The organism is Amycolatopsis pithecellobii (assembly GCF_009707865.1).
Lineage (GTDB): Bacteria > Actinomycetota > Actinomycetes > Mycobacteriales > Pseudonocardiaceae > Amycolatopsis_E > Amycolatopsis_E pithecellobii.
In genome coordinates, this window is the sequence record NZ_WMBA01000050.1 from 1 (window position 1) to 26,973 (window position 26,973).

At 69.9% G+C, this 26,973-nt stretch carries 23 protein-coding genes; 14 read left to right on the forward strand and 9 right to left on the reverse strand.

What is annotated here, in order from left to right:
* From scpB to recQ, 3 genes are all read left to right on the forward strand, one after another.
* Positions 1 to 741: SMC-Scp complex subunit ScpB (scpB, locus tag GKO32_RS26655; protein ID WP_246244735.1), on the forward strand; the 741-nt coding region annotated here is incomplete at its 5' end.
* Positions 731 to 1,474, forward strand: coding sequence for a pseudouridine synthase (locus GKO32_RS26660; protein ID WP_154759657.1), 744 nt, complete (start codon positions 731 to 733; stop codon positions 1,472 to 1,474). The genes scpB and GKO32_RS26660, both read left to right, overlap by 11 nt.
* An 85-nt stretch (positions 1,475 to 1,559) precedes the next feature.
* The gene (recQ, locus tag GKO32_RS26665; protein WP_312868583.1) at positions 1,560 to 3,362 is read left to right on the forward strand and encodes a DNA helicase RecQ; all 1,803 of its coding nucleotides are present in this window, start codon (positions 1,560 to 1,562) and stop codon (positions 3,360 to 3,362) included.
* Between the two features lie 14 nt (positions 3,363 to 3,376).
* On the opposite strand, the gene GKO32_RS26670 is transcribed toward recQ, so the two are convergent.
* Positions 3,377 to 4,567 (reverse strand): cation:proton antiporter, encoded by a 1,191-nt coding sequence (locus GKO32_RS26670; protein ID WP_154759702.1) that lies wholly within the window; start codon positions 4,565 to 4,567, stop codon positions 3,377 to 3,379.
* Positions 4,567 to 5,049, reverse strand: a complete 483-nt coding sequence (locus GKO32_RS26675) for a cation:proton antiporter regulatory subunit (protein WP_312868585.1) — start codon at positions 5,047 to 5,049, stop codon at positions 4,567 to 4,569. Before GKO32_RS26675 ends, GKO32_RS26670 begins: the two co-directional genes overlap by 1 nt.
* A 124-nt stretch (positions 5,050 to 5,173) precedes the next feature.
* Here GKO32_RS26675 and cmk point away from each other — a divergent pair, with 124 nt between their 5' ends.
* The 5 genes from cmk to GKO32_RS26700 all read left to right on the forward strand — a co-directional run bounded on the left by cmk (position 5,174) and on the right by GKO32_RS26700 (position 13,186).
* Positions 5,174 to 5,875, forward strand: coding sequence for a (d)CMP kinase (cmk, locus tag GKO32_RS26680; RefSeq protein ID WP_312868593.1), 702 nt, complete (start codon positions 5,174 to 5,176; stop codon positions 5,873 to 5,875).
* Positions 5,872 to 6,531 (forward strand): lysophospholipid acyltransferase family protein, encoded by a 660-nt coding sequence (locus GKO32_RS26685; protein WP_312868586.1) that lies wholly within the window; start codon positions 5,872 to 5,874, stop codon positions 6,529 to 6,531. The genes cmk and GKO32_RS26685 overlap by 4 nt, the downstream gene beginning before the upstream one ends.
* Positions 6,528 to 7,955 (forward strand): ribosome biogenesis GTPase Der, encoded by a 1,428-nt coding sequence (der, locus tag GKO32_RS26690; RefSeq protein WP_154759660.1) that lies wholly within the window; start codon positions 6,528 to 6,530, stop codon positions 7,953 to 7,955. The genes GKO32_RS26685 and der overlap by 4 nt, the downstream gene beginning before the upstream one ends.
* 117 nt (positions 7,956 to 8,072) lie before the next feature.
* Complete coding sequence (locus GKO32_RS26695) at positions 8,073 to 11,927, forward strand: Pls/PosA family non-ribosomal peptide synthetase (RefSeq protein WP_154759661.1); 3,855 nt, start codon at positions 8,073 to 8,075, stop codon at positions 11,925 to 11,927.
* Positions 11,924 to 13,186: a M1 family metallopeptidase gene (locus GKO32_RS26700; RefSeq protein ID WP_246244737.1), complete on the forward strand. Its 1,263-nt coding sequence runs from the start codon at positions 11,924 to 11,926 to the stop codon at positions 13,184 to 13,186. The genes GKO32_RS26695 and GKO32_RS26700 overlap by 4 nt, the downstream gene beginning before the upstream one ends.
* On the opposite strand, the gene GKO32_RS26705 is transcribed toward GKO32_RS26700, so the two are convergent.
* The gene (locus GKO32_RS26705; RefSeq protein WP_154759662.1) at positions 13,183 to 13,959 is read right to left on the reverse strand and encodes an NAD-dependent epimerase/dehydratase family protein; all 777 of its coding nucleotides are present in this window, start codon (positions 13,957 to 13,959) and stop codon (positions 13,183 to 13,185) included. The two genes, GKO32_RS26700 and GKO32_RS26705, sit on opposite strands and share 4 nt — an antisense overlap.
* 24 nt (positions 13,960 to 13,983) lie before the next feature.
* Between GKO32_RS26705 and GKO32_RS39980 the strand changes: the two genes are divergently transcribed.
* The 4 genes from GKO32_RS39980 to GKO32_RS26720 all read left to right on the forward strand — a co-directional run bounded on the left by GKO32_RS39980 (position 13,984) and on the right by GKO32_RS26720 (position 17,668).
* Positions 13,984 to 14,109, forward strand: coding sequence for a hypothetical protein (locus GKO32_RS39980; protein ID WP_281354163.1), 126 nt, complete (start codon positions 13,984 to 13,986; stop codon positions 14,107 to 14,109).
* 800 nt (positions 14,110 to 14,909) lie between these two features.
* Complete coding sequence (locus GKO32_RS26710; RefSeq protein ID WP_154759663.1) at positions 14,910 to 16,340, forward strand: aldehyde dehydrogenase (NADP(+)); 1,431 nt, start codon at positions 14,910 to 14,912, stop codon at positions 16,338 to 16,340.
* Between the two features lie 15 nt (positions 16,341 to 16,355).
* Positions 16,356 to 16,955, forward strand: coding sequence for a sulfite oxidase-like oxidoreductase (locus GKO32_RS26715; RefSeq protein ID WP_154759664.1), 600 nt, complete (start codon positions 16,356 to 16,358; stop codon positions 16,953 to 16,955).
* Positions 16,925 to 17,668: a ferredoxin reductase gene (locus GKO32_RS26720; RefSeq protein ID WP_154759665.1), complete on the forward strand. Its 744-nt coding sequence runs from the start codon at positions 16,925 to 16,927 to the stop codon at positions 17,666 to 17,668. The genes GKO32_RS26715 and GKO32_RS26720 overlap by 31 nt, the downstream gene beginning before the upstream one ends.
* A gap of 8 nt (positions 17,669 to 17,676) precedes the next feature.
* Here GKO32_RS26720 and GKO32_RS26725 read toward each other — a convergent pair whose 3' ends face one another.
* The 6 genes from GKO32_RS26725 to GKO32_RS26750 form a co-directional block, all read right to left on the reverse strand.
* A complete protein-coding gene (locus GKO32_RS26725; protein ID WP_154759666.1) occupies positions 17,677 to 19,416 on the reverse strand; it encodes a pyruvate dehydrogenase in 1,740 nt (579 codons plus the stop codon).
* Positions 19,417 to 19,494: 78 nt separating this feature from the next.
* Complete coding sequence (locus GKO32_RS26730; protein WP_312868588.1) at positions 19,495 to 20,580, reverse strand: CaiB/BaiF CoA transferase family protein; 1,086 nt, start codon at positions 20,578 to 20,580, stop codon at positions 19,495 to 19,497.
* 191 nt (positions 20,581 to 20,771) lie between these two features.
* Entirely contained in the window at positions 20,772 to 21,374 is a 603-nt protein-coding gene (locus GKO32_RS26735; protein WP_154759667.1) for a hypothetical protein, read from the reverse strand.
* A gap of 50 nt (positions 21,375 to 21,424) precedes the next feature.
* Complete coding sequence (locus GKO32_RS26740; RefSeq protein WP_246244739.1) at positions 21,425 to 21,748, reverse strand: GNAT family N-acetyltransferase; 324 nt, start codon at positions 21,746 to 21,748, stop codon at positions 21,425 to 21,427.
* Entirely contained in the window at positions 21,745 to 22,707 is a 963-nt protein-coding gene (locus GKO32_RS26745; protein WP_312868590.1) for a pirin family protein, read from the reverse strand. The genes GKO32_RS26740 and GKO32_RS26745 overlap by 4 nt, the downstream gene beginning before the upstream one ends.
* Positions 22,708 to 22,742: 35 nt before the next feature.
* Entirely contained in the window at positions 22,743 to 23,384 is a 642-nt protein-coding gene (locus GKO32_RS26750; protein WP_246244741.1) for a LysE/ArgO family amino acid transporter, read from the reverse strand.
* Between the two features lie 24 nt (positions 23,385 to 23,408).
* Here GKO32_RS26750 and GKO32_RS26755 point away from each other — a divergent pair, with 24 nt between their 5' ends.
* On the forward strand, positions 23,409 to 24,338 hold the full coding sequence (locus GKO32_RS26755) for a LysR family transcriptional regulator ArgP (protein ID WP_312868591.1): 930 nt from the start codon (positions 23,409 to 23,411) through the stop codon (positions 24,336 to 24,338).
* 92 nt (positions 24,339 to 24,430) lie between these two features.
* Positions 24,431 to 26,896, forward strand: a complete 2,466-nt coding sequence (locus GKO32_RS26760; RefSeq protein ID WP_154759669.1) for a LamG-like jellyroll fold domain-containing protein — start codon at positions 24,431 to 24,433, stop codon at positions 26,894 to 26,896.
* The last annotated feature ends 77 nt before the right edge of the window (positions 26,897 to 26,973 follow it).

Sequence of the window (26,973 nt, forward strand, 5' to 3'; positions counted from 1 at the left end):
ACCGCCGCCGCGGATCCCGCCACCGCCGCCGCGGATCCCGCCACCGCCGCCGCGGATCCCGCCACCGCCGCCGCGGATCCCGCCACCGCCGCCGCGGATCCCGCCACCGCCGCCGCGGATCCCGCCAGCGCCGCCGCCACCACCGGCGATGACGCCGATGACTCGGAGCTTGTCGCCATTGAGCGGGGGCTGCCGGACCTCACGGACGACGCTGCGCTCGAGGCGGCCCTCGAAGCGCTTCTCCTCGTCGTCGACTCGCCTGTCAACGAGGAGTCTCTGGCCGACGCGCTGGAACAGCCGGTCTCGCGGGTGACGCAGGCCCTGCACACGATGTCCCAACGGCTCACGGCCCAGGCGCGCGGCATCGACCTGCGCCGCGTGGGGGACGGGTGGCGGTTCTTCACCCGCGACACCTACGCGCCCTTCGTCGAGAAGCTCCTGCTCGACGGCCAGCGTTCGAAGCTGACCCGCGCAGCGCTGGAGACCCTCGCCGTGATCGCCTACCGGCAGCCGGTCACCCGCTCGCGGGTCGCTGCCGTGCGCGGCGTTAACGTGGACGGCGTCATCCGGACACTGCTGGCCCGCGGGCTCATCGAAGAGGCCGGCACCGACCCGGAGACCGGTGGCACCCTGTATGTCACCACGGAGTTGTTCCTTGAGCGGCTCGGGCTCCCGTCGTTGAACGACCTGCCCCCGATCGCCCCGTTGCTACCTGAAGTGGACGCGATCGATGACATCTGACCAAGCACCCGAAGGCGTGCGCCTGCAAAAAGTCCTGTCCAAGGCCGGCATCGCGTCGCGGCGTGCGGCCGAGGAGCTGATCGCGCAGGGCCGCGTCAGTGTCGACGGCCGCACGGTGCGCGAACAAGGCCTGCGCGTGGATCCCGAGCAAGCCGTGATCCACGTCGACGGTACCCGCGTGATTCTGCGCGAAGACCTGCTGTACCTGGCGTTCAACAAACCCAAAGGCGTGCACAGCACGATGACCGACGACCAGGGCCGCCCCTGCGTCGGCGACTACGTGCGCCACCGCGCGGAGCGGCTCTTCCATGTGGGCCGCCTCGACGCCGACACCGAGGGCCTGCTGCTGTTCACCAACGACGGCGACCTCGCGCACCGTCTCATGCACCCGTCCTACCACGTGCCCAAGACCTACCTGGCCGAGGTCGACGGCACCGTGCCACGCGGGCTGGGCAAACAGCTGCGTGCCGGCATCGAGCTCGAGGACGGGCCGATCAAGGTCGACGCCTTCCGGGTCAAGGATGCCTACGCCGGGAAAACCCTGATCGAGATCGTGCTGCACGAAGGGCGCAAGCACATCGTGCGCCGGCTGCTGGCCGAGGTCGGCTTCCCCGTGCGCCAGCTCGTGCGCACCGCGATCGGGGACGTCCAGCTCGGCAACCCCAAGCCCGGCACCATGCGCCGGCTCACCAGGGAAGAGGTCGGCGGCCTCTACCGGGCAGTGGGCCTGTGATGCCGCGAGTACCACACCGGTCCTGCGGAGCGCCGGCTTCGCGTGGTCATTCGGCGGCGCCGGCCCACGCGGCTACCATCGCCCGGTGACTTCCGGCGCACTCGACGTGCTGCAGCGCGTCTTCGGCTACGACTCGTTCCGCGGCGAGCAAGAGGCGATCATCAACCAGGTCGTCGAAGGCGGCGACGCGCTCGTGCTGATGCCGACCGGCGGCGGCAAGTCGTTGTGCTACCAGATCCCTTCCCTGGTACGCGAAGGCGCCGGTGTGGTGATCTCCCCGCTCATTGCGCTCATGCAGGATCAGGTGGACGCGTTGCGCGCACTGGGCGTCCGCGCCGGGTTCCTCAACTCCACGCAGGATTACCAGCAACGGCGTGAGGTCGAGACCGCGTTCGTGAGCGGTGAACTGGACCTGCTGTACCTGGCGCCGGAACGGCTGCGGCTGGAGTCCACTGTGGACTTGCTCGGCCGGGGCAAGGTCGCGTTGTTCGCGATCGACGAGGCGCACTGTGTTTCCCAGTGGGGCCACGATTTCCGGCCCGACTACCTGGCGCTCTCGCAATTGCACGAGCGGTGGCCGGACATTCCGCGGATCGCGCTGACCGCGACCGCGACGCAAGCGACACACAGCGAGATCGCGACGCGGCTGAACCTGGGTGAGGCCAAGCATTTCGTGGCGAGCTTCGACCGGCCGAACATCCAGTACCGGATCGTGCCGAAGAACAACCCGCAGAAGCAGTTGCTGGAACTTTTGCGCACGGAGCATGCGGGGGACGCGGGGATCGTCTACTGCCTGTCGCGGGCATCGGTGGAGAAGGCGGCGGAATTTCTTACCCAGAACGGGATTCCCGCGGTGCCGTACCACGCGGGCCTCGACTCGCGGACCCGCGCGGCGAACCAGGCGCGGTTCCTGCGCGAGGACGGGCTGGTCGTCGTCGCCACGATCGCGTTCGGGATGGGCATCGACAAGCCCGACGTGCGGTTCGTCGCGCACCTGGACCTGCCGAAGTCCGTCGAGGGCTACTACCAGGAGACCGGCCGCGCCGGGCGGGACGGGCTGCCGTCCACGGCGTGGCTCGCCTACGGGCTGCAGGATGTCGTGCAGCAACGCAAGATGATCGACACGTCCGAGGGCGACAACGCGCATCGCCGGCGCCTGTCCGCGCATCTGGACGCGATGCTGGCGCTGTGCGAAACGGTCGAGTGCCGCCGGGTGCAGTTGCTGAACTACTTCGGACAGTCCGGTGAGCCGTGCGGCAACTGCGACACCTGCCTGACCCCGCCGGAATCGTGGGACGGCACCATTCCCGCGCAGAAACTACTGTCCACTGTGTACCGGCTGGACAACGAGCGGCGGCAGAAGTTCGGCACCGGCCAGCTCATCGACATCCTGCTGGGCAAACAGACCCCGAAGGTGCAACAACACCGGCACCACGAGCTGACCGTGTTCGGCGTCGGCACCGAACTCGCCGAGAGCGAGTGGCGCGGCGTCGTGCGGCAGCTGCTGGCGCAAGGTCTGCTCGCCGTCGAGGGCGACTACGGCACCCTCGTGCTCACCGAAGCGAGCGGTGACGTGCTGGGCCGGCGACGGGAAGTCCGGCTGCGCCGCGAACCCAAGCGTGAACCCAAGGCGGCGCGCCCCGCGAAGAAGGCGGCCGTCGAGATGCCACCCGAGGCCGCGCCGACGTTCGAAAAACTGCGCGCGTGGCGGGCCGGTTCCGCGAAAGACCAGGGTGTCCCGGCGTACGTCATCTTCCACGACGCGACCCTGCGGCAGATCGCCACCGAGCATCCGTCCACTTTGGAGCAACTCGGCCGGATCAGCGGTGTCGGGGAGAACAAGCTGGCCAGGTACGGGCAGCAAATCCTGGACGTGCTCGCGGACTAGGCACTGAGCGACGACTAAGGCACCGTCGCGGTTTCGGCGCGGGTGGATTTTCGTTGCAGGGCACGGGCGACCGGCTCCACGATCCGGGCGGCTGTCGGGCCCAGGATGGCCATCAACAGCACGTACGCCGTCGCGAGGGCGGCTAGTTCGCCCGTCACCGCGCCGGCCGTCAGCGCGAGGCCCGCGATCACGATGGAAAACTCGCCGCGTGCCACCAGTGCCGCGCCCGCGCGGGCCCGGCCCAGCCGCCCGATTCCCTGTCGGCGCGCGGCGAACCAGCCGGTGGCCACCTTCGTCGCCGTGGTGATCACCGCGAGTGCCACCGCCCAGCCGAGCACGGGCGGGATCGACGCCGGGTTCGTGTTGAGCCCGAACACTACAAAGAACACCGCCGCGAACAGGTCCCGCAACGGTTCCAGTAGGTGCGCCGCGTTCTCCGCGGTCGAGCCGGAGATCGCGATGCCGAGCAGGAAAGCGCCTACCGCGGCGGAAACCTGCATCGCGGACGCGAGGCCGGCCACCAGCAGTGCCGCGCCCAGTACCCGGAGCAGGAACACTTCCCGGTCGTCGGAGTCCACAATGGCCGATACGTAACGTCCGAACCGCAACGCGATCACGAGCACCACCGTGATCACCGCGAGGGAGATGGCGACCGCTTTCAGGCCGCCGAGAAAGGTGATCCCGGCCAGCAGTGCGGTCAGGATCGGCAGGTACAGCGCCATCGCGAGATCCTCGAACACGAGAATCGACAGCACCACGGGCGTTTCCCGGTTCCCGAGCCTGCCAAGATCGCCGAGCACCTTCGCGACGATGCCGGACGACGAGATGTACGTCACGCCCGCCATCACGATCGCGCCCACCGGACCCCAGCCCAGCAGTAACGCGACAGCGGCGCCCGGCGCCGCGTTGAGCACGATGTCCAGCACCCCGGCGAGCCACGATCTTTTGAGCCCGGTGATCAGCTCGGCAGCCGAATATTCCAAGCCCAGCAACAACAACAGCAGCACCACGCCGATTTCGCTGGCAAGGTGCGTGAAGCCGCCGATGTCACCGAGCGGGATCAGTCCGCCCTGCCCGAAGGCGAGCCCGCCGAGCAGGTACAGCGGGATCGGCGACATCCCGATCCGCCCGGCGAGTTTGCCGAGCAGGCCGAGGGCGAAGAAGACGGCACCGAGTTCGATGAGGGAGAGCGCGGTGTGATCCATCATCCGTTCTTCAAAATTCTCAGGGCGTTCTCGAGACCGTCGGCGGTGCCGACGGCCACGAGCACATCGCCGGCGGTGAACGTGAAATCCGGGGCGGGTGACGGGTGTACCTGGCCGGCGCGCATGACGGCGACCACCGACACCCCGGTGCGGGTGCGCATCGCGGTGTCGCCGAGTGTGCGGCCGTCGAAGGGCGCGTTCGCCTTGATCGGCAGCTGCCGCGTGTTGATGCCGGGCACCTCGCGATGCTCCTCGGTCAGCTGCGCCACCAGCTGCGGCGCGCCGAGCAGGTTCGCCAGCGCACCGGCCTCATCGGTGGTCAGCGGCACCGACGCCAGACAGGCATCCGGATCGTCTGCTTTGGACACGATGAGCTCGATCTGCCCGTCGCGGTGGGTCACCACGCCGAGGCGCCGGCCGTTGCGCAGCGCGAAGTCCTTGCGTACGCCGATGCCGGGCAGGGGAGTCACTTCCACGTTCACACCCCCACACCTTACCGGTTTGCCCGGTTTGGCCCGGTGCGTGCGCGTGGCCACCTGCCAGGCAGAATGAGACCGGCGGTGGAACGGCTTCGGCGCAAGGAGAGCATCGGTGACGCTACGTGGAGTGGTCGCGCTGGACGGTCCGTCCGGGACGGGGAAGACCACCGTCGCGCGCAAGCTCGCCGAGCGTCTGAGCGCCGGCTACCTCGACACGGGCGCGATGTACCGGGTGGTGACCCTGGCGGTGCTGCGCGCGGGTGCCGACATCGCGGACCCGGTCGCCGTCGCGGCCGTCGCCGCCGACGCGGTGTTCACCATCGGCACCACACCGGTCCGCCCCCGCGTCACGCTGGCCGGTGCGGACGTCGCCGCCGAGATTCGCGGGCCCGAGGTGAACCACGCCGTGTCGCCGGTTTCCGCGGTGCCCGCCGTGCGTGAGCTGCTGGTCGCGCGCCAGCGCCGGATCATCGACGCGGTGCTGGCCGAGGTGGGTGGGATCGTGGTGGAGGGCCGGGACATCGGCACTGTCGTCACGCCGGACGCGCCGCTCAAGGTTTTCCTCACCGCGTCCCCGGAGATCCGCGCCGCGCGCCGCAACGCGCAGGACACCGCGGCCGGGCGGGACAGTACCCACGCGGACGCGCTGGAGTCGGTCGGCCGCCGTGACCGGCTGGATTCCAGCCGGGCCGCGTCGCCGCTGCGCGCCGCCGAGGACGCCGTGCACCTGGACACCTCCGAGCTGGAGATCGACCAGGTGCTGGTGGCCCTCACCGAGCTGGCGAGTCACCGTGGACTGCTCCACTGCGCCGCGGAGGTCACCCGGTGAGCTCGGCCGGCCTGCCCGACGGCGCGTCCGGCCGGCTGCACGACCTCGGCCGCGTGGTGGGTAAAGTGCTGTTCCGGCCCGCGTACCGGATCCGGATCACCGGGCGGGAGCGGGTGCCGCGGACCGGGCCGGTGCTGCTCATCGCCAACCACAGCTCGCTCGTCGAACCGCAGCTGATCTACGGAATGCTGCCGCGGCGTTCGGTGTTCCTCGTCAAGGAGGAGATGTTCACCGGCGCCATGGGGTGGTTCCTCCGGCGGATCGGGCAGGTACCGGTCCGCCGGGGTGAACCGGACCGGACGCCACTGCTGGTCACCGCGAAGATCCTGCGCGAGGGCGGGCTGGTCGGGGTGTTCCCCGAAGGCACCCGCGGCGAAGGTGACGTGACGAGGGCCGAAGCGGGCGCGGCGTGGCTGCTTCGCGGCACCGACGCGGTCGTGCTGCCGGTCGCGGTCCGCGGCACGAAACGCCCGGCGGATCGCAAGCGGCGGTTCTGCCCGCGGGTCGACATCCTGATCGGCGAGCCGTTCCGGGTCGAGGTCGGCAAGGGGCGGGCCGGGCTGGAACTGGCCACCGAAGAACTGCGCGGCACACTCGCCGCGCTCGTGCGCGAGCTGGACGGACAGCGCGCGCAGGCAGAGAAAGCGAAGTCATGACACAGCTCGACGGGGCCGACGGCTCCTGGACGGACGAAGCCGAGTTCGCCGCGCTCGACGCGCAGCTCGAAGGCACCGGCGACACCGAAGAGGCCGTGCTGAACCAGCCGGTGCTGGCGGTCGTCGGCAGGCCGAACGTGGGCAAGTCCACCCTGGTCAACCGGATTCTCGGCCGCCGCGAGGCGGTGGTGCAGGACGTGCCGGGGGTGACCCGCGACCGGATCGCCTACGACGCGATGTGGAACGGCCGCCGGTTCACCGTCGTCGACACCGGTGGCTGGGAACCGGGCGCGACGGGCCTGCAGGGTGCGGTCGCCACCCAGGCCGAGATGGCGATGAACACCGCGGACGCCGTGCTGCTCGTGGTGGACGCGTCGGTCGGCGCGACCACCACCGACGAAGCCGTGGCGAAGGTGCTGCGCCGGTCGAAGCGGCCGGTGTTGCTGGCCGCGAACAAGGTCGATGACAACCGCTTGATGGCCGACGTCGCATCGCTGTGGTCACTGGGGCTCGGCGAGCCGATTGCCGTCAGCGCGCTGCACGGCCGCAGCTCCGGTGACCTCCTCGACGCGATCGTCAAGGCCTTGCCGGAGGCGCCGCGCGATCTCGGTGAACGGGCGGCGGGGCCGCGGCGCGTCGCACTGGTCGGGAAGCCCAACGTCGGGAAGTCGAGCCTGCTCAACAAGCTCACCGGCGAGGAGCGGGCGGTGGTCGACTCGGTGGCGGGCACCACGGTGGACCCGGTGGACTCGCTCGTCGAGCTGGACGGCGAGGCGTGGCGGTTCGTCGACACAGCCGGGCTGCGCAAACGCGTGCAGACCGCGAGCGGCACCGAGTACTACGCGTCCTTGCGTACCAAGGCGGCCATCGACGCGGCCGAAGTCGTGATCGTGTTGCTGGACGCGAGCGAGCCACTGTCCGAACAGGACCTCCGGGTGCTGACGATGGTGGTCGAGGCGGGCCGCGCCTGCGTGCTGGCGTTCAACAAGTGGGACCTGGTCGACGAGGACCGCCGGTACCAGTTGGACAAGGAACTCGACCGTGGTCTGGTCCGGGTGCCGTGGGCGCAGAAGGTGAACATCTCCGCGCTCACCGGCCGCTCGGTGCGCAAGCTCGCGCCGGCGCTGCGTACGGCACTCGAATCCTGGGACCGCCGCGTGCCGACCGGGCAGCTCAACGGGTGGCTGTCGGACCTGGTCGCCGCGACCCCGCCGCCCGTGCGCGGCGGCAAGCAACCGAAGGTGCTGTTCGCCACCCAGGCCGCGATCCGCCCACCGACGCTTGTGCTGTTCACCACCGGGTTCCTCGAGGCCGGGTACCGGCGGTTCATCGAACGGAAATTCCGCGAGCGCTTCGGGTTCGAGGGCTCCCCGGTGCGGATCAACGTCCGGGTGCGGGAAAAGCGCCCTCGCAAGGGCAAGTGAGCGTACCGAGATCGGCTCGCAACCTCCCATTCACCTTCGGGTAGGCTGAACGGTCGCACCGGGCGCCTCACCAGACGAGAGCAAGCCCGACTTGTCCCGAAAGGTGAGTGACGGGCCTTGCTGCCTGCGCTGGACACACCCCTGCCCGTGGCGTCCGCGGTCGACACCCGGCCGAAGGCACTGCTCTGGACGGGCCTCCCGGCCAGCGAGCGCACCTTGCTCGACATCCTGGCCGAAACCGTCGCCCGTCACCCCGGTGCCGCCGCGATCGACGACGGCACACAGGTGCTGAGCTACCGGCGGCTCGCCGAGGAGATCGAGATCCTGCGGACCCGGCTCGCCGAGTTCGGGGTCGGGGTCGGCGACCGGGTCGGCGTGCGGATCTCGTCCGGCACCACCGAGTTGTACGTCGCGATCCTCGCCGTGCTCGCCGCCGGTGCCGCATACGTGCCGGTCGACGCCGATGACCCGGACGAGCGGGCCGAGCTGGTGTTCGGCGAAGCCGGAGTGTGCGCGGTGCTGACCGACGGTGGCACGCTGACCCGCTACACCGCCCCGATCGGGCGGCCCGGCGTCCCCAGCCTGTGGGACGACGCGTGGATCATCTTCACCTCGGGTTCGACCGGTAAGCCGAAAGGCGTGGCGGTGAGCCATTCCGCCGCCGCCGCCTTCGTCGACGCGGAGGCCGGGCTGTTCCTCACCGAGGAGCCGATCGGGCCCGGCGACCGGGTGCTGGCCGGGCTCTCGGTCGCGTTCGACGCGTCGTGTGAGGAGATGTGGCTGGCCTGGCGGCACGGCGCCTGCCTGGTGCCCGCGCCGAGGTCGCTCGTGCGCACCGGGGTGGACCTCGGCCCGTGGCTGGTGGCGCAGGGCATCACGATCGTCTCGACGGTGCCGACGCTCGCCGCGTTGTGGCCGGCGGACGCGCTGGAGGACGTCCGGCTGCTGATCTTCGGCGGCGAGGCGTGCCCGCCGGAACTGGCGGAACGGGTCGCGGTCGAGGGCCGCGAGGTGTGGAACACCTACGGCCCCACCGAAGCGACCGTCGTCGCCTGCGCCGCGCCCCTGACCGGGGACGGGCCCGTGCGGATCGGGCTGCCGCTGGCAGGCTGGCAGCTCGCGGTGATCGACGAGCGGGGCGAGCCGGTCGCGATGGGGGAGACCGGGCAGCTGGTCATCGGCGGCGCCGGGCTCGCGCGGTATCTCGACGCGGAAAAGGATGCCGAGAAGTACGCATCGCTGCCGTCGCTGGGCTGGTCGCGTGCTTACCGCAGCGGCGACATCGTGCGTGCCGAACCGGAAGGGCTGATCTTCGTCGGCCGCGCCGACGAGCAGGTCAAGCTCGGTGGCCGCCGGATCGAGCTGGGCGAGGTGGATGCCGCGCTGCAAGCGCTTCCCGGCGTCACCGCGGCGGCGGCCGCCGTCCGGAAAACCAAGGCAGGCAACCAGATTCTCGTCGGCTACGTCGTCCCGGCCGGTGCCGAACTCGATCTCGACGCCGCCGCGGCGATGCTGCGGGACCGGCTTCCCGCCGCGCTGGTGCCGCTGCTCGCGGTGGTGGCCGACCTGCCGACGCGCACTTCGGGCAAGGTGGACAGGGCCGCGCTGCCATGGCCGCTGTCCACAGTGGACACCGATGAGCTGACGCCGACGGAGAGCTGGCTTGCCGAAGGCTGGGCGGAAATCCTCGGCGTGGCACCGTCCGACGCGGATGCGGACTTCTTCACCCACGGCGGCGGCAGCCTCACCGCGGCGCAGCTGATCGCCCGGATCCGCACCCGGCACCCGCAGGTTTCGGTGAGCGATATCTACCAGCATCCGACACTCGGCGCGCTCGCCGGGGTGCTGGACGGGCTGAACGCGACCGAGACCGCGCAACGCGAGATCCGTCCGACGCCCCGCGGGGCCGGGTTCGTGCAGGCGCTGCTGATGATCCCGTTGCTGGCGTTGGCCGGGCTGCGGTGGACGAGCCTGCTCGCCGGGCTGACCACCGTGCTCGCGGCGACAGGGGTGTCGTGGGCGCCGGCCGTGCCGTGGTGGGCGCTGGGGGTGGCATGGCTGGTGCTGTTCAGCCCCGCGGGCCGGATCGCGATCTCCGCCGGTGGCGCCCGGCTGTTGCTGCGTGGCGTCCGCCCGGGGAGTTACCCGCGCGGTGGCAGTGTCCACTTGCGACTGTGGGCGGCCGGGAAGCTCGCGGATTTCAGCGGGGCCAGCAGTGTGTCCGGCGCATCGTGGATGACGCACTACGCGAAAGCCTTGGGCGCCAAGGTGGCCAGGGATGTCGACCTGCACTCGCCGCCGCCGGTGACCGGTCTGCTCAAGCTCGGCCGGGGCGCCGCGATCGAACCCGAGGTCGACCTGTCCGGGTACTGGGTCGACGGGGATCTGGTGCACATCGGCAAAATCCGGATCGGCGCGGGTGCCCGAGTGGGCGCGCGCAGCACCTTGTTTCCCGGCGCCCGGGTCGGCAAGGGCGCCGAGATCGCGGCGGGATCGACGGTGCGTGGCGCGGTGCCGGCCGGGCAACGCTGGGCCGGGTCGCCCGCGGTGCGCAGCGGCGAGGGCGCGTTGCGCTGGCCGTCGAGCCGCCCGCCGCGTTCGCGTTTCTGGTCCCTGGCTTACGGTGTGACGTCGTTGCTGCTGGGCCTGCTGCCCGTGTTCGCCGCGGTGCCCGGGATTGTGGTGCTGCTGCTGGGTTCCCCGTTGTGGGGAGGCATGCTGGCGCTTGTTCCCCTTGCGACCGTCGCGTACTTCGTGTCGTACGCGTTGCTCGTGCTGATCGGCGTCCGCGCGCTGGCCTTCGGCATGGTCGAGGGGTATCACCCGGTACACGGCCGGATCGCCTGGCGGGTATGGGCGACCGAGCGGCTGATGGACCTGGCGCGCACCGCGCTGTTCCCCTTGTACGCCAGCCTGTTCACCCCGGCCTGGCTGCGGCTGCTCGGTGCAAAGGTCGGTCGTGACGTCGAGGCCTCGACGGTGCTCGCGCTGCCGAAGATGACCAAAGTGGACGATGGGGCGTTCCTGGCCGACGACACGATGGTCGCCACCTACGAGCTCGGCCATGGCTGGCTGCATGTCGCGCCCGCGCGGATCGGCAAGCAGGCGTTCCTTGGCAACTCCGGGATCACCGCGCCGGGCCGGTCGGTGCCGAAGCGAGGTCTGGTCGGCGTGCTGTCCTCGACTCCGCGCAAGGCGAAGAAGGGCTCGTCGTACTTGGGCATGCCGCCCATGCCGCTGCGGCGCTCGGTCGAGGTCGCCGACGCCGGCCGGACCTACCGCCCGGCGTTGCGACTCAAGTTCGCGCGAGCCGCGGTCGAGCTGTGCCGGATCGTGCCGGTGATGTGCGCGGTCGCGCTCGCGGTCCTGGTGGCGGCGGCGCTGGGCGCCGTGTGGGTTTCGGCCGGGTTATGGGTCGCGGTGCTGCTGTCCCCCGTGTTGCTCTCCGGTGCCGGGCTGGTGGCCGCGGCGACGGCTTCGGTGATGAAGTGGTTGCTGGTGGGGCGGTTCCGGGCGGTTGACCGTCCACTGTGGAGCTCGTTCGTGTGGCGTAACGAGCTCGCCGACACGTTCGTCGAGGCGCTCGCCGTGCCGTGGTTCGCCGGGTCGGTCGGTGGCACCCCGCTGCTGGCGGCATGGCTGCGGACGATGGGCGCGCGGATCGGGCGTGGCGTCTGGCTCGAAACGTACTGGCTGCCGGAGTCGGATCTGGTGCGGCTAGGCGACGGAGCGACCGTCAACCGGGGGTGTGTCGTGCAGACGCACCTGTTCCATGATCGGATCATGAGCATGAGCGAGGTGACCCTCGGTGAGGGCGCGACCCTCGGCCCGCACGGCATCGTGCTGCCCGGCGCCACGATCGGCGACCGCACGACCGTGGGACCCGGGTCGCTGGTGACACGTGGCGACGAGGTGCCTGCTGACACACGCTGGCTGGGCAACCCGATTTCGGCCTGGGGGAACGGGGTTTGAGGTCAGCGCTGAACTCGCACGGGGATTCCGGTTACCGCGTCACGCAGTACGATCTCGACCTCGACTACAAGATCATGCCCAACCGGCTGTCGGGGCGGGCGAAGATCGCCGCCGCGGCAGCGCGCCCGCTGGCGAAGTTCGGGCTGGACCTGTCCGGGTTCAAGGTCACCGGGGTACAGGTCGACGGGCGCGCGGCGAAGTTCGGTCGCAGCGGGAGCAAGCTCACGGTGAAACCGGCCAGGCCCGTGGTCGGCCCGTTCACCGTCGAAGTCCGGTATTCCGGCAACCCGAAACCGGTCGGCGGGCGCTGGGGCGACATCGGCTGGGACGAGTTGACCGACGGCGTGCTGGTGGCGAGCCAGCCGATCGGTGCGCCGTCGTGGTTCCCGTGCAATGACCGTCCCGCCGACAAGGCCGCGTACCGGGTCACGGTGACGACCTCGTCGGCGTATGCGGTGCTGGTGACCGGTGATCTCGTGTCGCGCAGCGCCGGTGCCAGCACGACGAAGTGGGTGTACGAGCGCCGGGAGCCGACCTCGACGTATCTGATGAGTGTCCAAATCGGACGGTACGAGGAGCTGGCGCTGGGCGAGTCCCAGCGGCTCGCGGTGCCTCGTGCGCTGCTGCCCTTGGCCCGCCACGATTTCGCGCGGCAGCCGGAGATGGTGGCGCTGTTCTCGCGGTTGTTCGGACCGTACCCGTTCGGTGAGTACGTCGTGGTCGTGGCGGGCGACGATCTCGAAGACCCCGTTGAGGCACAAGGGATGGCGATCTTCGGGCGGAACCATGTGGACGGTCGCCGGACGGGGGAACGGCTGGTCGCGCACGAGCTGGCGCACCAATGGTTCGGCAACAGCCTGACCATTGTGGACTGGCCGCAGATCTGGCTCAACGAAGGCTTCGCGACGTACGCGGAATGGTTGTGGTCCGACGCGTCCGGTGGACCTTCGGTAAGCGAGCTGGCCGCACGGTGGCGGGCGCGCTTGGAGACGTTGCCGCAGGATCTCGTCATCGCCGATCCCGGCGAGGCGAACCTGTTCGACGAGCGGGTGTACAAACGCGGTGCGCTCACCGTGCACGCCTTGCGTGGCGAAGTCGGTGACGAGATTTTCTTTGCCCTGCTGCGTTCCTGGGTCGCCGCACACCGGCACGGCACGGTGACGACGGACGAGTTCGTCGCGCACGCGGAGGCACACGCCGGGCGGTCCCTGCGCGAGTTGTTCGCGGCTTGGCTGTGGACTCCGGCTCTGCCGCGCTAGTTGGGGCCGCCGAGGGGAATGGTGGTGAAGGGACCGCCGACGTAGCGGGCCTCCGTGCCGGCGGGCGGTGCGTCCGTGATTTCGTCGGCGAATTTTTCCGCGTCGTCTTCGGACCGGTAGCCGAGCGCTTCGGCTTCGGCGAGGGAGTAGACGCGGCGCGTGTTGTCCGAGACACCCCAGACGATCCGATACCCCGGCGACGCAAAAGTGAGGCAGGCCTTGAACAATCGTCCCGCGTCGTCGGGGGAGAGCCACGTCGAGAGCCCGCGGACACCCGGCGGGCGTTCGAAACACGAGCCGATCCGGATGCAGATGACGTCCATTCCGAACCGCGAGTGGTACAGGCTGCCCAGCGCCTCCATCGCCGCCTTGCTGACGCCGTAGAACGTGTCCGGGCGGGGCGTCGAGTCCGCGGGCAGTTCTTCGGTGACCTCACGGAATCCGACCGCGTGGTTGCTGGACGCGAGGATCACGCGCCGCACCCCGGCGCGGCGCGCGGCCTCCAGCACGGTTTGTGTGCCGGTGATGTTGACCTCGACGGTGTCGGCCCAGGAGTTCTCCCGGCTGTGCCCGCCGAGATGGATCACCGCGTCCACGTCGTGGCATGCGACCGCCATCACCTCGGGGTCGGTCACCGAGCCGGTCATGACCTCGTCCCCACCGGTGTCGGGCGGGGCGATGTCGAGCAGCCGCAGGATCCGCCCGTCGCCGCGCAGGCGCGGCCTCAGCAACGTGGCGACGCCACCCGCGGCGCCGGTGACCAGTACGCGCATTCTCTTTCCCCTCAACGGATTCCGGTGCGCCACAGCTATGCGCCCACGTGCGCGGCCTCGGCATCGGTGGCGGCGCCGACCGGGATGGAGCAGCTCATCGCGTCGGTGCCGCAGGTCAGCGCCCGTCGTCGCGTGCAGATCGGACAGTGACAGCCAGGCGTCCCGAACCGCGAAGGTTTCGGGGAGCTCCACGGTTGTGCGCGGACTTGACGCCCGCGGACTCGCCTGCCGGTCCCGCCATCGCATCCCGTCCGTTGACTTGCAGCTGCCATGATATTGACGCTCCGTGTCAACATACGGACTCGGTTCATGGATGTGAACCTGGTGAGGCATACGGCGTGGAAGACTCTTTCCAGGAAGAAGTTTTCCGGCTAATCACTGACCTGAAAGAGACTGTCGTCCCGCCTCGGGCCTGCTGATCGCGGGGAAAGCCGCCACGGATCTGCTGCGCCGCGTGGTGCTGGATCGCTTCCGGCGGCGCTGCACGGCGATCTTGACCCATGGGCGACCGGCGCCCTGCCGGGACTGACCCGGCCGCGGCGGACGAGGTGACCACGGTGGTACTGCCGTGCCGGCACCCCGGGTGGAGCTGGTTACCAGGCCGCCCGAAAGTGGGCGGACACGGTCCGCAGCCGATCTGCTGGTAGCCATCCGTTTCCGCCGTGGCTGCCGTCGGATGGGTTACGAACGGCACGGTACGGCAGCCCGCGTAGCGCGGGATCGGTGAAGGTGACCGAGCCGGAGCGCATTCTGGTTGCGCCTGTGCACGGGCGGCGAGGACTTGGGTGCCCCGGACGCGGCGGTCGCTGACGTGGCCGGCCGTCGTAGCAGGGCACCGACGAAGCTGACCGAGCCGGAGCGCATTCTGGTCACCGTGGCACAAGCACCACCGTCGACAGGGGCGGCTCAAGTGCGGAGAGCGACGGTCGCCGCCTGGTAGGAGGGATCGCATGGATACAACCGAACTGGAACCCGTGCTCGCCGCGGCGGCGCAGGCGGCGCCGCGGGCTGCGGAGGCGGCTCCGGGGGAGCGGGCGGCGTGGTTGGCGGCCGTCGCCGACGCGCTCGACGCTGCTGCCGGGGAGTTGTTGCCCCTCGCCGCGGCGGAGACGCAGCTGCCCGCCGAGCCGCGGCTCGCGGGGGAGCTCGCGCGCACCACCTTCCAGCTCCGCCTCTTCGGCGAAGTGCTGCGCGACGGCGCGTTCCTCGGCGCGACCGTCGACCACGCCGACCCCGGGTGGCCGATGGGGCCACGCCCGGACATCCGCCGCACGGTCGTGCCCATCGGGCCGGTGCTGGTGTTCGCCGCAAGCAACTTTCCCTTCGCGTTCAGCGTCGCCGGTGGTGACACCGCCTCCGCGCTCGCGGCCGGCTGCCCCGTCGTGCTCAAGGCCCACCCCGGCCACCCCCGGCTTTCCGCCCGCACCGGCGAAATCGTGCGGGACGCGCTGACCGGCGCGGGCGCCCCGCCGGGGATTTTCGACGTGATCTTCGGGGTCGAAACGGGAGTCACCGCGCTCAAGGACCCACGGATCTCGGCGGCATCGTTCACCGGCTCGGTCGCCGGCGGGCGGGCGCTGTTCGACATCGCCGTCTCCCGGCCGGTGCCGATCCCCTTTTACGGCGAGCTGGGCAGTGTCAACCCGGTCATCGTGACCCCGGGCGCGGTCCGGGCGCGCGGCGCGCGGATCGCCGAGGGCTACGTCGGCTCCTTCACCCTGGGCGCGGGGCAGTTCTGCACCAAACCCGGGCTGCTGTTCCTGCCCGAAGGGCACGGTCTGGAAACCCCGCTCGCCGAAGCCGCGCGGGCGGTCGGCGCGCGGCCGATGCTCAACGACCGCATCGCGGAAGGGTTCCAAGCCGGCGTGGCGCGGCTACGCGAACAGCCCGCGGTGACCGTGCTGGCCTCCGGTGGTCCGTTCGAGCCGACGCTGCTTTCCGTGCGGGCGGCGGATTTCCTGAAAGCGGACGAGGTGCTGCGCTCGGAATGTTTCGGCCCGGCGTCCATTGTGGTCACCTACGCCGGTCAGGACGAGCTGCTGGAGGTGCTCGCCGGGCTGGAACCCGGGCTCACCGCCGCGGTGCACGCCGAGGATTCCGAAACCGAGGACGTGCGCGAGCTCCTGCCGTCGTTGACCCGGCTCGCCGGGCGTCTGCTGTGGAACGACTGGCCCACCGGTGTCACGGTGACCTGGGCGCAGCAGCACGGCGGCCCGTACCCGGCGACGACCACGCCCACCACCACCTCGGTCGGCACCGCGGCGATCGAACGGTTCCTGCGTCCGGTGGCGTGGCAGGGTTTCCCGGACGCGCTGCTGCCGCCGCCGTTGCGGGAAGCCAACCCATGGGATGTGCCACGTCGTGTCGACGGGGTCCGGTAGGGGCACACTGTCGACATGGGAATCGTGTCACCGGGCTTTCACGGGCGTCGCCGCGACGAGGGTGTCGTGCTGCCGCCGGGGCAGTACCTGACCAAGGACTTCCCGGTCCTTTCCGCAGGACCGACACCGCGCGTGGCCACCGAGACGTGGGAATTCACGATCACCACCGAGACCGGGGAGGTGCACGAGTGGTCGTGGCCGGAATTCCTGGCGCTGCCCAGCGAAACCCCGGCGGTCGACATCCACTGTGTCACCAAGTGGTCCAAGCTCGGCACGCACTGGCGTGGTGTTTCGCTCGACACGTTGCTGGCGGAGGTCGACAGCGCGGCGGACTACGTGCTCGCCCATTCCTACGACGGTTACACGACGAACCTGCCGTTGGAGGACCTGCTCGACGGCCGCGCGTGGATCGCCTACGAGTCCGACGGTGATCCGCTGGAGCCTGAGCACGGCGGGCCCGCGCGCTTGCTCGTGCCGCACCTGTACTTCTGGAAGTCGGCCAAATGGGTGCACGATCTGGAGCTGACCCTGACCGACGAGCCCGGCTTCTGGGAGGCCGGCGGCTACCACAACTACGGGGACCCATGGCGCGAACAGCGCTATCAGGGCGACTGAACTGGCGGGTGGCGCGGCTGGCCGGGGTGAGGGAGGAAACGTCGAGCGCGCGTACGCTCGTGCTCGACGTGCCGGGCTGGCCGGGGCACCTGGCCGGGCAGCATGCCGATGTCCGGCTCACCGCGGAGGATGGGTACACCGCGCAGCGCTCGTATTCGCTTGCTTCCGCGTCCGGTGGTGAGCGGATCGAGCTGACTGTGCAACGCGTCGGCGACGGTGAGGTTTCCCCTTATCTCACCGAGGTTTTCACCGTTGGCGACCCGGTGGAGGTGCGCGGCCCGATCGGCGGCTGGTTCGTGTGGCGGCCCACGGACCCGGCGCCGGTGCTGCTCGTCGCGGGCGGTTCGGGGATCGTGCCGCTGATGGCGATGATCCGCACCCGGCGGGCCGAGGGTGCGCGGACCCCGTTTCGCCTGGTGTATTCGGTGCGGTCGCCGGAGGAACGGTACTACGCGGGCGAACTGCGTGACGCCGCACTGTCCGGCGTCGAAGTGTCCTATGTGTACACTCGGTCGGCGCCGGACGGTTTTTCCCGCGCGCCCGCCAGGATCGGGGTGGCGGATGTCAACAGCGGTGGCTGGCCCGCCTCGTTCGAGCCGGCGTGTTTCGTTTGCGGGCCAACGGGTTTTGTCGAGGCGGTGGCGGACATGTTGCTCGCGCTCGGCCACGACCCGCGCCGCGTGAAGACGGAACGTTTCGGTCCCACCGGCTGACGCCGGGCTCAGGGGCGCGGGATATTGCGCAGGTTCGAGCGCGCCAGGTCGATCATCTTCCCCACCCCGCCGCTGAGCACGACCTTGCTCGCCGCGAGCATGAAACCCTTGACCTGACCGCCGGTGATGTGCGGGGGAATCGACAGTGCGTTCGGATCGGTCACCAGGTCGACGAGCGCCGGGCCCGGATAGGCGAGCGCCTCGCTGAGCGCGTCGCGCACCTTCGCCGGATCGGTGACCCGGATGGCGTGCAGTCCGGCGCCGCGCGCGATTGCCGCGTAGTCGACCGAATCGTGGTCGGTCTCGTAGTCGGGCAAACCGTCGACGAGCATCTCCAGCTTGACCATGCCCAGCGAGGAGTTGTTGAACACCACGATCTTCACCGGCAGCCGGTGCAGTTTCACGGTGAGCAGCTCGCCCATCAGCATGCCGAGCCCGCCGTCGCCGGACATCGAGATGACCTGGCGGCCGGGCTCGGCCAGCTGCGCGCCGATCGCGTGTGGCAACGCGTTCGCCATGCTGCCGTGCAGGAACGAGCCGATCACCCGGCGACGGCCGTTCGGGGTGAGGTAGCGCGCGGCCCACACATTGGACATTCCCGTGTCCACAGTGAACACCGCGTCGTCCGCGGCGAGGTCGTCGAGCACGTCGGCGACGTACTCGGGGTGGATCGGGACCTGCTTTTCGACGTTGCGGGTGTAGGCGTCGACCACGTTTTCCAGTGTGCGAGCGTGATCGCGGAGCATCTCGTCCAGAAAGGTACGGTCGCGCTTCTGCTCCAGTTTCGGCAGCACCGCCCGCAGGGTCTCGCCGACGTCACCGTGCACGGCCAGATCCAGCGGCGTGCGGCGGCCGAGGTGGGTCGCGTCATGGTCGATCTGGATCGTGTGCGCCTGGGGCAGGAAGCCGTCGTACGGAAAATCGGTGCCCACCAACAACAAAACGTCGGCCTCGTGCATCGCGCGGTAGCAGGCGCCGTAACCGAGCAGGCCACTCATCCCGACGTCATAGGGATTGTCGAACTGGATCCATTCCTTGCCACGCAGGGAATGCCCGATCGGCGAGTGCAGCTTTCCCGCCAGCTCCATGACTTCCTTGTGCGCGTTCTTGACGCCCGCGCCGCAGAACAACGTGACCTTCTCCGCGTTGTTCAGCGCGGCCGCGAGACGGTCCACAGAGGACGGTGATGGGACGAGCGTCGGGCTGTCGGTGACGAACGAGCCGGCTCCGGTCGGCAGCTCCGTCTCCAGATGCGCGACGTCGCCGGGCAGCACCAGCACGGACACCTCGCCGCGGGTGAGCGCATGCTGGATCGCGATGCGCAGCACGCGCGGCATCTGCCCTGGCTGCGTGATCTGCTCGCAGAAACCACTGCAGTCGACGAACAACCGCTCTGGATGCGTCTCCTGGAAGAACGACGTGCCGACCTGGGCGGCCGGGATGTGCGAGGCCAGCGCCAGCACCGGCGCCCCGGACCGGTTCGCGTCGTAGAGACCCTGCACCAGATGCGTGTTGCCGGGCCCGCAGCTGCCCGCGCACACCGCGAGGCGCCCGGTCAGCTGGGCTTCGGCCGCGGCCGCGAACGCGCCGGCCTCCTCGTTGCGGACATGCACCCAGTCGATGCCCTCGGTCCGCCGGATCGCGTCCACGATGGGATTGAGACTGTCCCCGACCACCCCGTAGATACGGGAAACACCCGCTTGGACGAGCACCTGCACGAACTGCTCGGCGATGGTGATCTTGGGCATCGGCCCTCCGCTTTCCTCAGCTGATAAGGATGTCTCCGATTCTGCTGGGGCGCGGGCACCGGCGCACCCGGATGTGCGTCACCAGGTGTCGTGGACGTTTTCCGTGTCGGCGCCCGGAAGCGGTGGTGGCGTGGGTTTTGCCGTGGGGGTACGGGAAAACCGTGGCGCGGGCGCGGCCTGCGTCACGCCGTCGAGGGTGACAAGGGTGTCACGGGCGGACAGGTGAGGGTGCACGGTGGCCTCCTCGAACGTCAGGACGGGCGTGACACACGCGTCGGTTCCCTCGAAGATCGCGGCCCACTCGTCGCGGGTCTTGCCGACGATCACGGCGGTGAAGCGGGCACGCAGGGCCGGCCAGCCGGCACGGTCGTACTGCGCGGGCAGGTCCTCGCCGTCGAGCCCGAGACCGTGCAGGAACGCCGCGTAGAACTGCGGTTCGAGGCAGCCGACCGCGATGTACCGGCCGTCGGCACAGGTGTAGGTGTCGTAGTAGGGCGCGCCGCCATCGAGCAGGTTCGTGCCGCGTTCGTCGCTCCAGCCACCGGACCCGCGGAACGACCACGTCATCTGCGACAGCACGCTCGCGCCGTCCACCATCGCGGCGTCCACGACCTGGCCCTGGCCAGAACGAGCGCGCTCCCACAACGCGGCCAGCACCCCCGTGACCAGGAACATCGACCCGCCACCGAAGTCGCCGACGAGGTTGAGTGGTGGCACCGGGCGTTCCCCGGCGCGGCCGATCGCGTGCAGTGCACCGGTGAGGGAGATGTAGTTGATGTCATGCCCGGCGCGCTGGGCGAGCGGGCCGTCCTGCCCCCAGCCGGTCATCCGCCCGTAGACGAGACGGGGATTCACCGCGAGGCACTCCTGTGGCCCGAGCCCGAGCCGCTCGGTGACGCCGGGCCGGAACCCTTCCAGCAGCACGTCGGCCTTCTCGATCAGCCCCAGCACGAGAGCCCGGCCGTCGTCGGATTTCAGGTCCGCCGCGACCGAACGCCGGTTGCGCAGCACGTGGTCGGACGGCCCGACGGGGTCGAAACCGGCCTGGGGCCGCTCGATGCGGATCACGTCCGCACCCAGGTCACCCAGCACCATCGCCGCATGCGGGCAGGGCCCCAGCCCGGCCAGCTCCACGACCCGCAGTCCCGCCAGTGGTCCCGCCACGTCATTCCTCCTTGCGCACGTGCATCAGCCTTGCCCAGGCTGCCGCACCGGGCGCCGGCGCGGAAGTGACACACACCTCGCCACCCACACGCGAAACCGGGCGCGCCGGGGCCGAACGCGGTGCCCCCCGAAGCGGCCGGTCCCGGCACGCGTCACCATTCTCGCTGGTCATCGCGCCGTGCGCTGGTTTCTCAGCCGAACGGGCGGAACGGCTCGGTGCCTTCGCCCGGCACTTGCAGCAGCTGGGCGAACATGTCGATCAACACGAACGGCGGTTCGCCGGTCGCCTCGATTTCCCGGATCGCCGGGTACACCGTCTCGTCGACGACGACCGGTTTGGAGGTCTGCAGCGAGGCAGGGCGGCCCTGCGCGTCGAGGCTGAGCACCACGGCCGTCGCGTCCGCCAGCCGCATGATGGTGGTGCCGGCGGTGTCACTGTGCGGGGTGATGAACCGGGCGCCGGTGCCGACGTAGAAGGCGCGCAGCCCGGGGTCGACGCGCTGCCAGCGGTCGTCCGCGTCGGCGACCAGGCGCGGGTCCCCGGCCGCGGTCAGTTCCTCCCGCACGTCCTCGACGACCTGCCGGATCGGGGCGTTGACGTCCACCGGCTCGACCACCTCGTACAGCCGGAACCGGGTCTGTTCGCCGGCCGGTGGCAGCAGGAACAGGTGCAGCAGGGTGAAATGCCGATCCGCCGCGCGCGTCGACTCGATCAGCTGCCGCACGACAAGGCCCCGCAGGCGGGCGGCTTTCTCCGCGCTCATCCCGGCCAGGGTCGGTGCCAGCGACTTCACACCCGCACCCTACAAAGGCCACGCTCCGTGACTCGACCAGGCGGCCGCGCTCACCGCTCGAGCGCCTTGTCCAGCCACTGGACGGTCTCCGGGGTGACCTCGTCGGCGACATCGGCCTGGTCCGGGTGCTTGCGCAGGAACGACGCGACCAGCGGGCACACCGGCACGGCGCGCTTGCCTCCGGCGCGCACGTCCGCGAGCGCCCCGGTGACCAGCACCTTGCTCAGCCCGCGCCCGCCGAAGGCCTCGGCGATTTCGGTGTGGTAGAGGATCCGCTGGTCGCCGCGGTCGGCGTACTGGGCGAAACCCGCCAGCTCGCCGTCCACGCTGATCTCGTACCGGTGCTTCTCGTCGTTCCTGCTTACGTCGGTCATCGCTGCCCTTCGGGGTGGTTGCGGCGTGGGGCGAGGCGGGTGCGGGGAAGCTCGGGCGCGGGAAGGCGGTTGCCGGGATAGCCCTCGACCCGGCCGAACTGGCCGTCCTCAGCCTGCCATGCGGCCCGGAATTCAGCGATCTCGTCGTGGCTGCGGCCCACGAAGTTCCACCACATCACGATCTCCTCGGGGAACGGCGTGCCGCCGAGTAGGAGCACCCTCGCCGGCTCAGCCCCGGTGTTCGCCAGTTCGAGCCGGTCGGCGCCGGGCGCGACGTAGGCCATGTCCCCGGTGGTGAGCGCGGTGCCGGCGACGGTGAGTGACCCGGTGTCCTGCAGGATGCCGTGTTCGAACTCGCGATCGACCGCCGGCACCAGCCGCGAACCCGGCTCGAGCACCAGCTCGGCGCCCAGCAGCGGAGTGAACGCCGGCACCGGCGAGGTTTCCCCGAGGAAGCTGCCGAGGAAGACCCGCGCCGACACGCCCGGCAAGGTGATCCGCGGCGGGGCGTAGTGGTGGAAGTCGCGGGCGGTGTGCCGGTGCTCGTCCGGCAGCGCGATCCACAGCTGAACTCCGTGCAGCACCGTGGTTTCCGGGGTCGAGACCTCGGAATGCGCGATACCGTGCCCGCTGGTCATCAGGTTCAGCTCGCCGGGCCGGACCATCGCGTGCGTGCCGAGGCTGTCCCGGTGTTCGACCTCGCCGCTGAACAACCAGCTCGCCGTCTGCAGCCCGGTGTGCGGATGCGGCGCCACATCCATCGCGGTGCTCGCCGGCCCGTAGTGGTCGGCGAAGCACCACGCGCCGATCAAGGACCGTTCCCGCTGCGGCAAAGTGCGGCGCACCCTGATGGCGCGCGGACCACCGAGCGGAACGTCCCGCGCGGTCAGCACGGTGACCCCGGTGCCCGGCCGGTCCTGGCAGAACAGTTCGGCCGGCGCCTGTTCGAGATTGCTCACCAGGCCATTGTGCCGTTGCAGGCAAGGTGGTGGGTTCAGGCGCCGGCGAGCAGGGTTACGCCGATCGCGAGCATGGTCGCGGCGACGAGCCCGTCAAGGACGCGCCAGGAGGACGGGCGCGCGAAAATCCCGGAAAGCAGGCGCGCGCCGAACCCGAGTGCGGTGAACCAGCACAGGCTGGCCACCACCGCGCCGAAGGCGAACTCCCACCGCAGCGTGCCGTGGGTGGCGGCGATGGAACCCAGTAACAGCACAGTGTCCAGATACACGTGCGGATTGAGCCACGTCATCGTCAGGCAGGTGAGCACCGCCCGGCGCCGGGAACCCGCGGCGGCGCCTTCGACCGTCATGGCGGCAGGCCGGAACAGCCGGCGTGCGGCCAGGATCCCGTAACAGACCAGGAAAAGCCCGCCGACGATTCCCACGACCTTCAGCGCCGCAGGCTGCGCACGCACGACGGCACCGGCGCCCGCCACGCCGAGCGAGATCAGCACCGCGTCCGAAGCCGCGCAGATGGCGACCACGAGCGGCACCGACTCGCGGCGAATGCCTTGGCGCAGCACGAAAGCGTTCTGCGCGCCGATGACGACCAGCAGCGACATCCCGGCCCCGAACCCGGTGGCGATGGTGAGCACGGCACCGACGTTAGGGCGGGGCATACCATCAGTCCAGCTCATGATTCTTACGTAACATTAGCTGTTGTGACGTCCTTCTTTCCGCTGGACCAGATGCGCACGCTGCTCGCCGTCGTGGACGAGGGCACATTCGACGCGGCCGCGGCGGCGCTGCACGTGACGCCGTCGGCGGTGAGCCAGCGGGTCAAGGCACTGGAGCAGGGGACCGGCCGGGTGCTGCTGTTGCGCACGAAACCGGTGCGGCCCACGGAATCGGGTGAAGTTGTGCTGCGGCTCGCGCGCCAGCTGGTGCAGCTGGAACGGGACGCGCGGGCGGAACTGGGCGTGGCAGGCGAACCGGCCACGGTGCCCATCGCGGTGAACGCCGACTCGCTGGCGACCTGGTTCTTGCCGGCGCTGACACGGGTGCCGGAGGGAATCTGTTTCGAGTTGCACCGCGAGGACGAGGAACGCACCACGAGGCTGTTGCGCGAGGGCGTGGTGATGGCCGCCGTGACGTCGTCAGCCGAGGCGGTGCAAGGCTGTTCGGTCAGCGCGCTCGGGCGCATGCGGTACCTGCCGGTGGCGAGCCCGGATTTCGTGGCGCGGTGGCTGGACCGTCCGTTCCGGCGGGTGATCGGCGACGTGCCGGTGGTGGTGTTCGACCGGCACGACGAATTGCAGGACAAGTTCGCACGGACGCTGCGGCGGCCAGGCGCGGGCCCGGCCCGGCATTACGTGCCCGCGTCCGAAGGGTACGTCGACGCGGTGATCGCCGGGCTGGGCTGGGGATTGGTCCCCGCGGCGCAGGCCGGTCCGCGGCTGGCGTCCGGGGCGCTGGTGTTGCTGGAGCCAGGGCGCACGATGGATGTGCCGTTGTACTGGCAGCAGTGGAAACTGCACTCGCCCGCGCTCTCGGCCACCGCGCGGGCCGTGACCGCGGCGGCGAAGGATGCACTGGTCCCGCCGAAGCCGCGGGACCGCCCCGCCTTGCGATTGTCCTCTTTGGACACCTAGACTCGCCGTACTTTCGGCGGTTTACACCAATGCCCCGGCGCGGTAAGAAACATTCAGGCGGTCGACGATGCTGCCCGAGGAGGTCTCGACCAATGTTCCGTCCTCGCTGGATGGTGACGGCGGCCGCGTTCGCCGTGGCGTTGCTGGGGTTTGCGGTGCCCGCGGCTTCGGCCGCTCCCGCGCCGCAGTGGCAGCGCCTCACGCCGCCGCTGAGCACGCCGTGGACCGGTCAGGTTTCCCCCGGCAACGCGCTGCCCGAGTACCCTCGTCCGCAGCTGACCCGTGATCGCTGGCAGAACCTCAACGGGGTCTGGGAGTTCGCCGCGGCGGGGCCCGGCGAGGCGCCGCCGGTCGGACGCGATCTCGCCGAACGCATCCTCGTGCCGTACCCCGTGGAGTCCGCGCTGTCCGGCATCATGCGCCACGAGACGCAGATGTGGTACCGGCGCACGTTCAGCGTCCCGCGGGACTGGCAGATCGGGCGCGGGCAGCGGCTGCTGCTGCATTTCCAGGCGGTGGACTACGACGCGACGGTGCTGGTCAACGGCAAGACCGTGGCTCATCACACCGGCGGTTACGACTCGTTTTCCGTCGACGTCACCGATGCGCTCACCACGGCACAGGAGCAGGAAATCGTCGTCGGCGTCAGCGATCCGAACGACCAGGGCGGTCAGCCACTGGGCAAGCAGCGCTCGCCGGGTGACGGCATCTTCTACACGCCCAGCTCGGGAATCTGGCAGACGGTGTGGCTGGAACCCGTGGCACCGGCGCATATCGACCGCCTTGACGTGACGCCGGACGTCGCGGACGGTTCCGTGTCGGTGAACGCGATCGTCGGCGGGCCGGTGCGGCAACGGGCCGAAGTCGTCGCGTACGACCACGGCAAAGTGGTCGCGCGGGCGAACGGCAACGCCAACCAGCCTGTCCGGCTCGCCATTCCCGGCGCGCACTTGTGGTCGCCCGACGATCCGTTCCTGTACGACCTGCGGGTGCGACTGTCCACTGGGGACGAAGCCGGTTCGTACTTCGGCATGCGCTCGATCAGCGTCGGCAAGACCGCGGACGGCAAGCAGCGGATGTTGCTCAACGGGAAGTTCGTGATGCAGCTGGGCCCGCTGGACCAGGGTTTCTGGCCCGACGGCAGCTATACCGCACCCACCGACGCAGCGCTGAAATTCGATCTGGAACAGGAAAAAGCGCTGGGCTTCAACATGGTGCGCAAGCACATCAAGGTCGAGCCCGACCGCTGGTACTACTACGCGGACAAGCTCGGACTGCTGGTGTGGCAGGACATGCCCGCGATGAAGGACGACATCGAACCCTCGCCCGCCGCGCGTGCCGTCTTCGAATCCGAGCTGCACCGGATGATCGATCAGCACCGGAGTTTCCCGTCGATCGTGATGTGGGTGCCGTTCAATGAAGGCTGGGGTGACTACGACGTCGGCCGGATCGCCGATCAGGTCAAGACCTGGGACCCGACCCGGCTGGTGAACGCGGAGTCCGGCGTGAACTGTTGCCGGTCCGAACCGGACAGTGGCCGTGGCGACATCTACGACGATCACACCTATACCGGTCCCGGTTCCCCGGTGCAGACCGGCGCGCGTGCCGCCGTCGATGGTGAGTACGGCGGGCTCGGGTACAAAGTGGACGGTCATCAGTTCGACCCTGACGGCAGTTTCGCCTACGAGATGGAGCCCGACAGCGCGACGCTGACCCGCCGCTACGGCGAGCTGCAGCAACGGTTGCGGCTGGTGGCGCAGCAGTGCGGGGTGTCCGCGGGTGTCTACACGCAGACCACCGATGTGGAGAAGGAAGTCAACGGCTTCCTCACCTATGACCGCCAGGTGCGCAAGATGGACTTCGCCGCAGCGCGTGCCGCGAACCTGGCGGTGATCAACGGGGTGACCGGCGATCCTGCGCCGGGTCCGCCTGTTTCGCCTGGTACGCCGGGGATCGACGGTATCGCGGCCTATCCGTTCGACGGGAGCACCGAGGACGTCGCCGGGGACCACGACGCGACACTCGTGGGTGGCGCGTCCTGGACCGAGGGCAGGCGCGGTTCCGCCTTGGCGCTGGGCGGTTCCGGGCAGTACGCCGACACCGGCGCCGCGCTGCTGAACACCGAGGGCAGCTACAGCGTCGCCGCCTGGGTGAAGTTCACGTCGCTGGGCGACGGGTTCCAGACGGTGGTGAGCCAGGACGGTGGTGACCACAGCGCGTTCTACCTGCAGTACTCGGGTGTGGAGCACAGGCTGGCGTTCAGTTTCGCCGGGATCCGCGCGCTGGCTCCGGACACGCCGGAGGCGAACCGCTGGTACCACCTGGTCGGTGTCCGCGACGCGGCCGCGGGCACGTTGAAGCTCTATGTGGACGGACGTCTGACCGGCACCACGAACGCGTGCCTCGGCGATCAGGCGACCGGCCACACGGTAATCGGACGCGGCCAGTACGCCGGTGGCCCGGTCGATTACGTCAACGGTGCGATCGATCAGGTGCATCTGTATGACCGCGCACTGTCCGATGTGGAGGTGTCCACTTTGTACTCGAGCGGCGCGTAGCCAACGGCTTCGAGTCGGCCGGTCTTTGTACGTCGCCGTAACAGACAGATCGCGTCGATGGACCTGCGCTGCGTGAG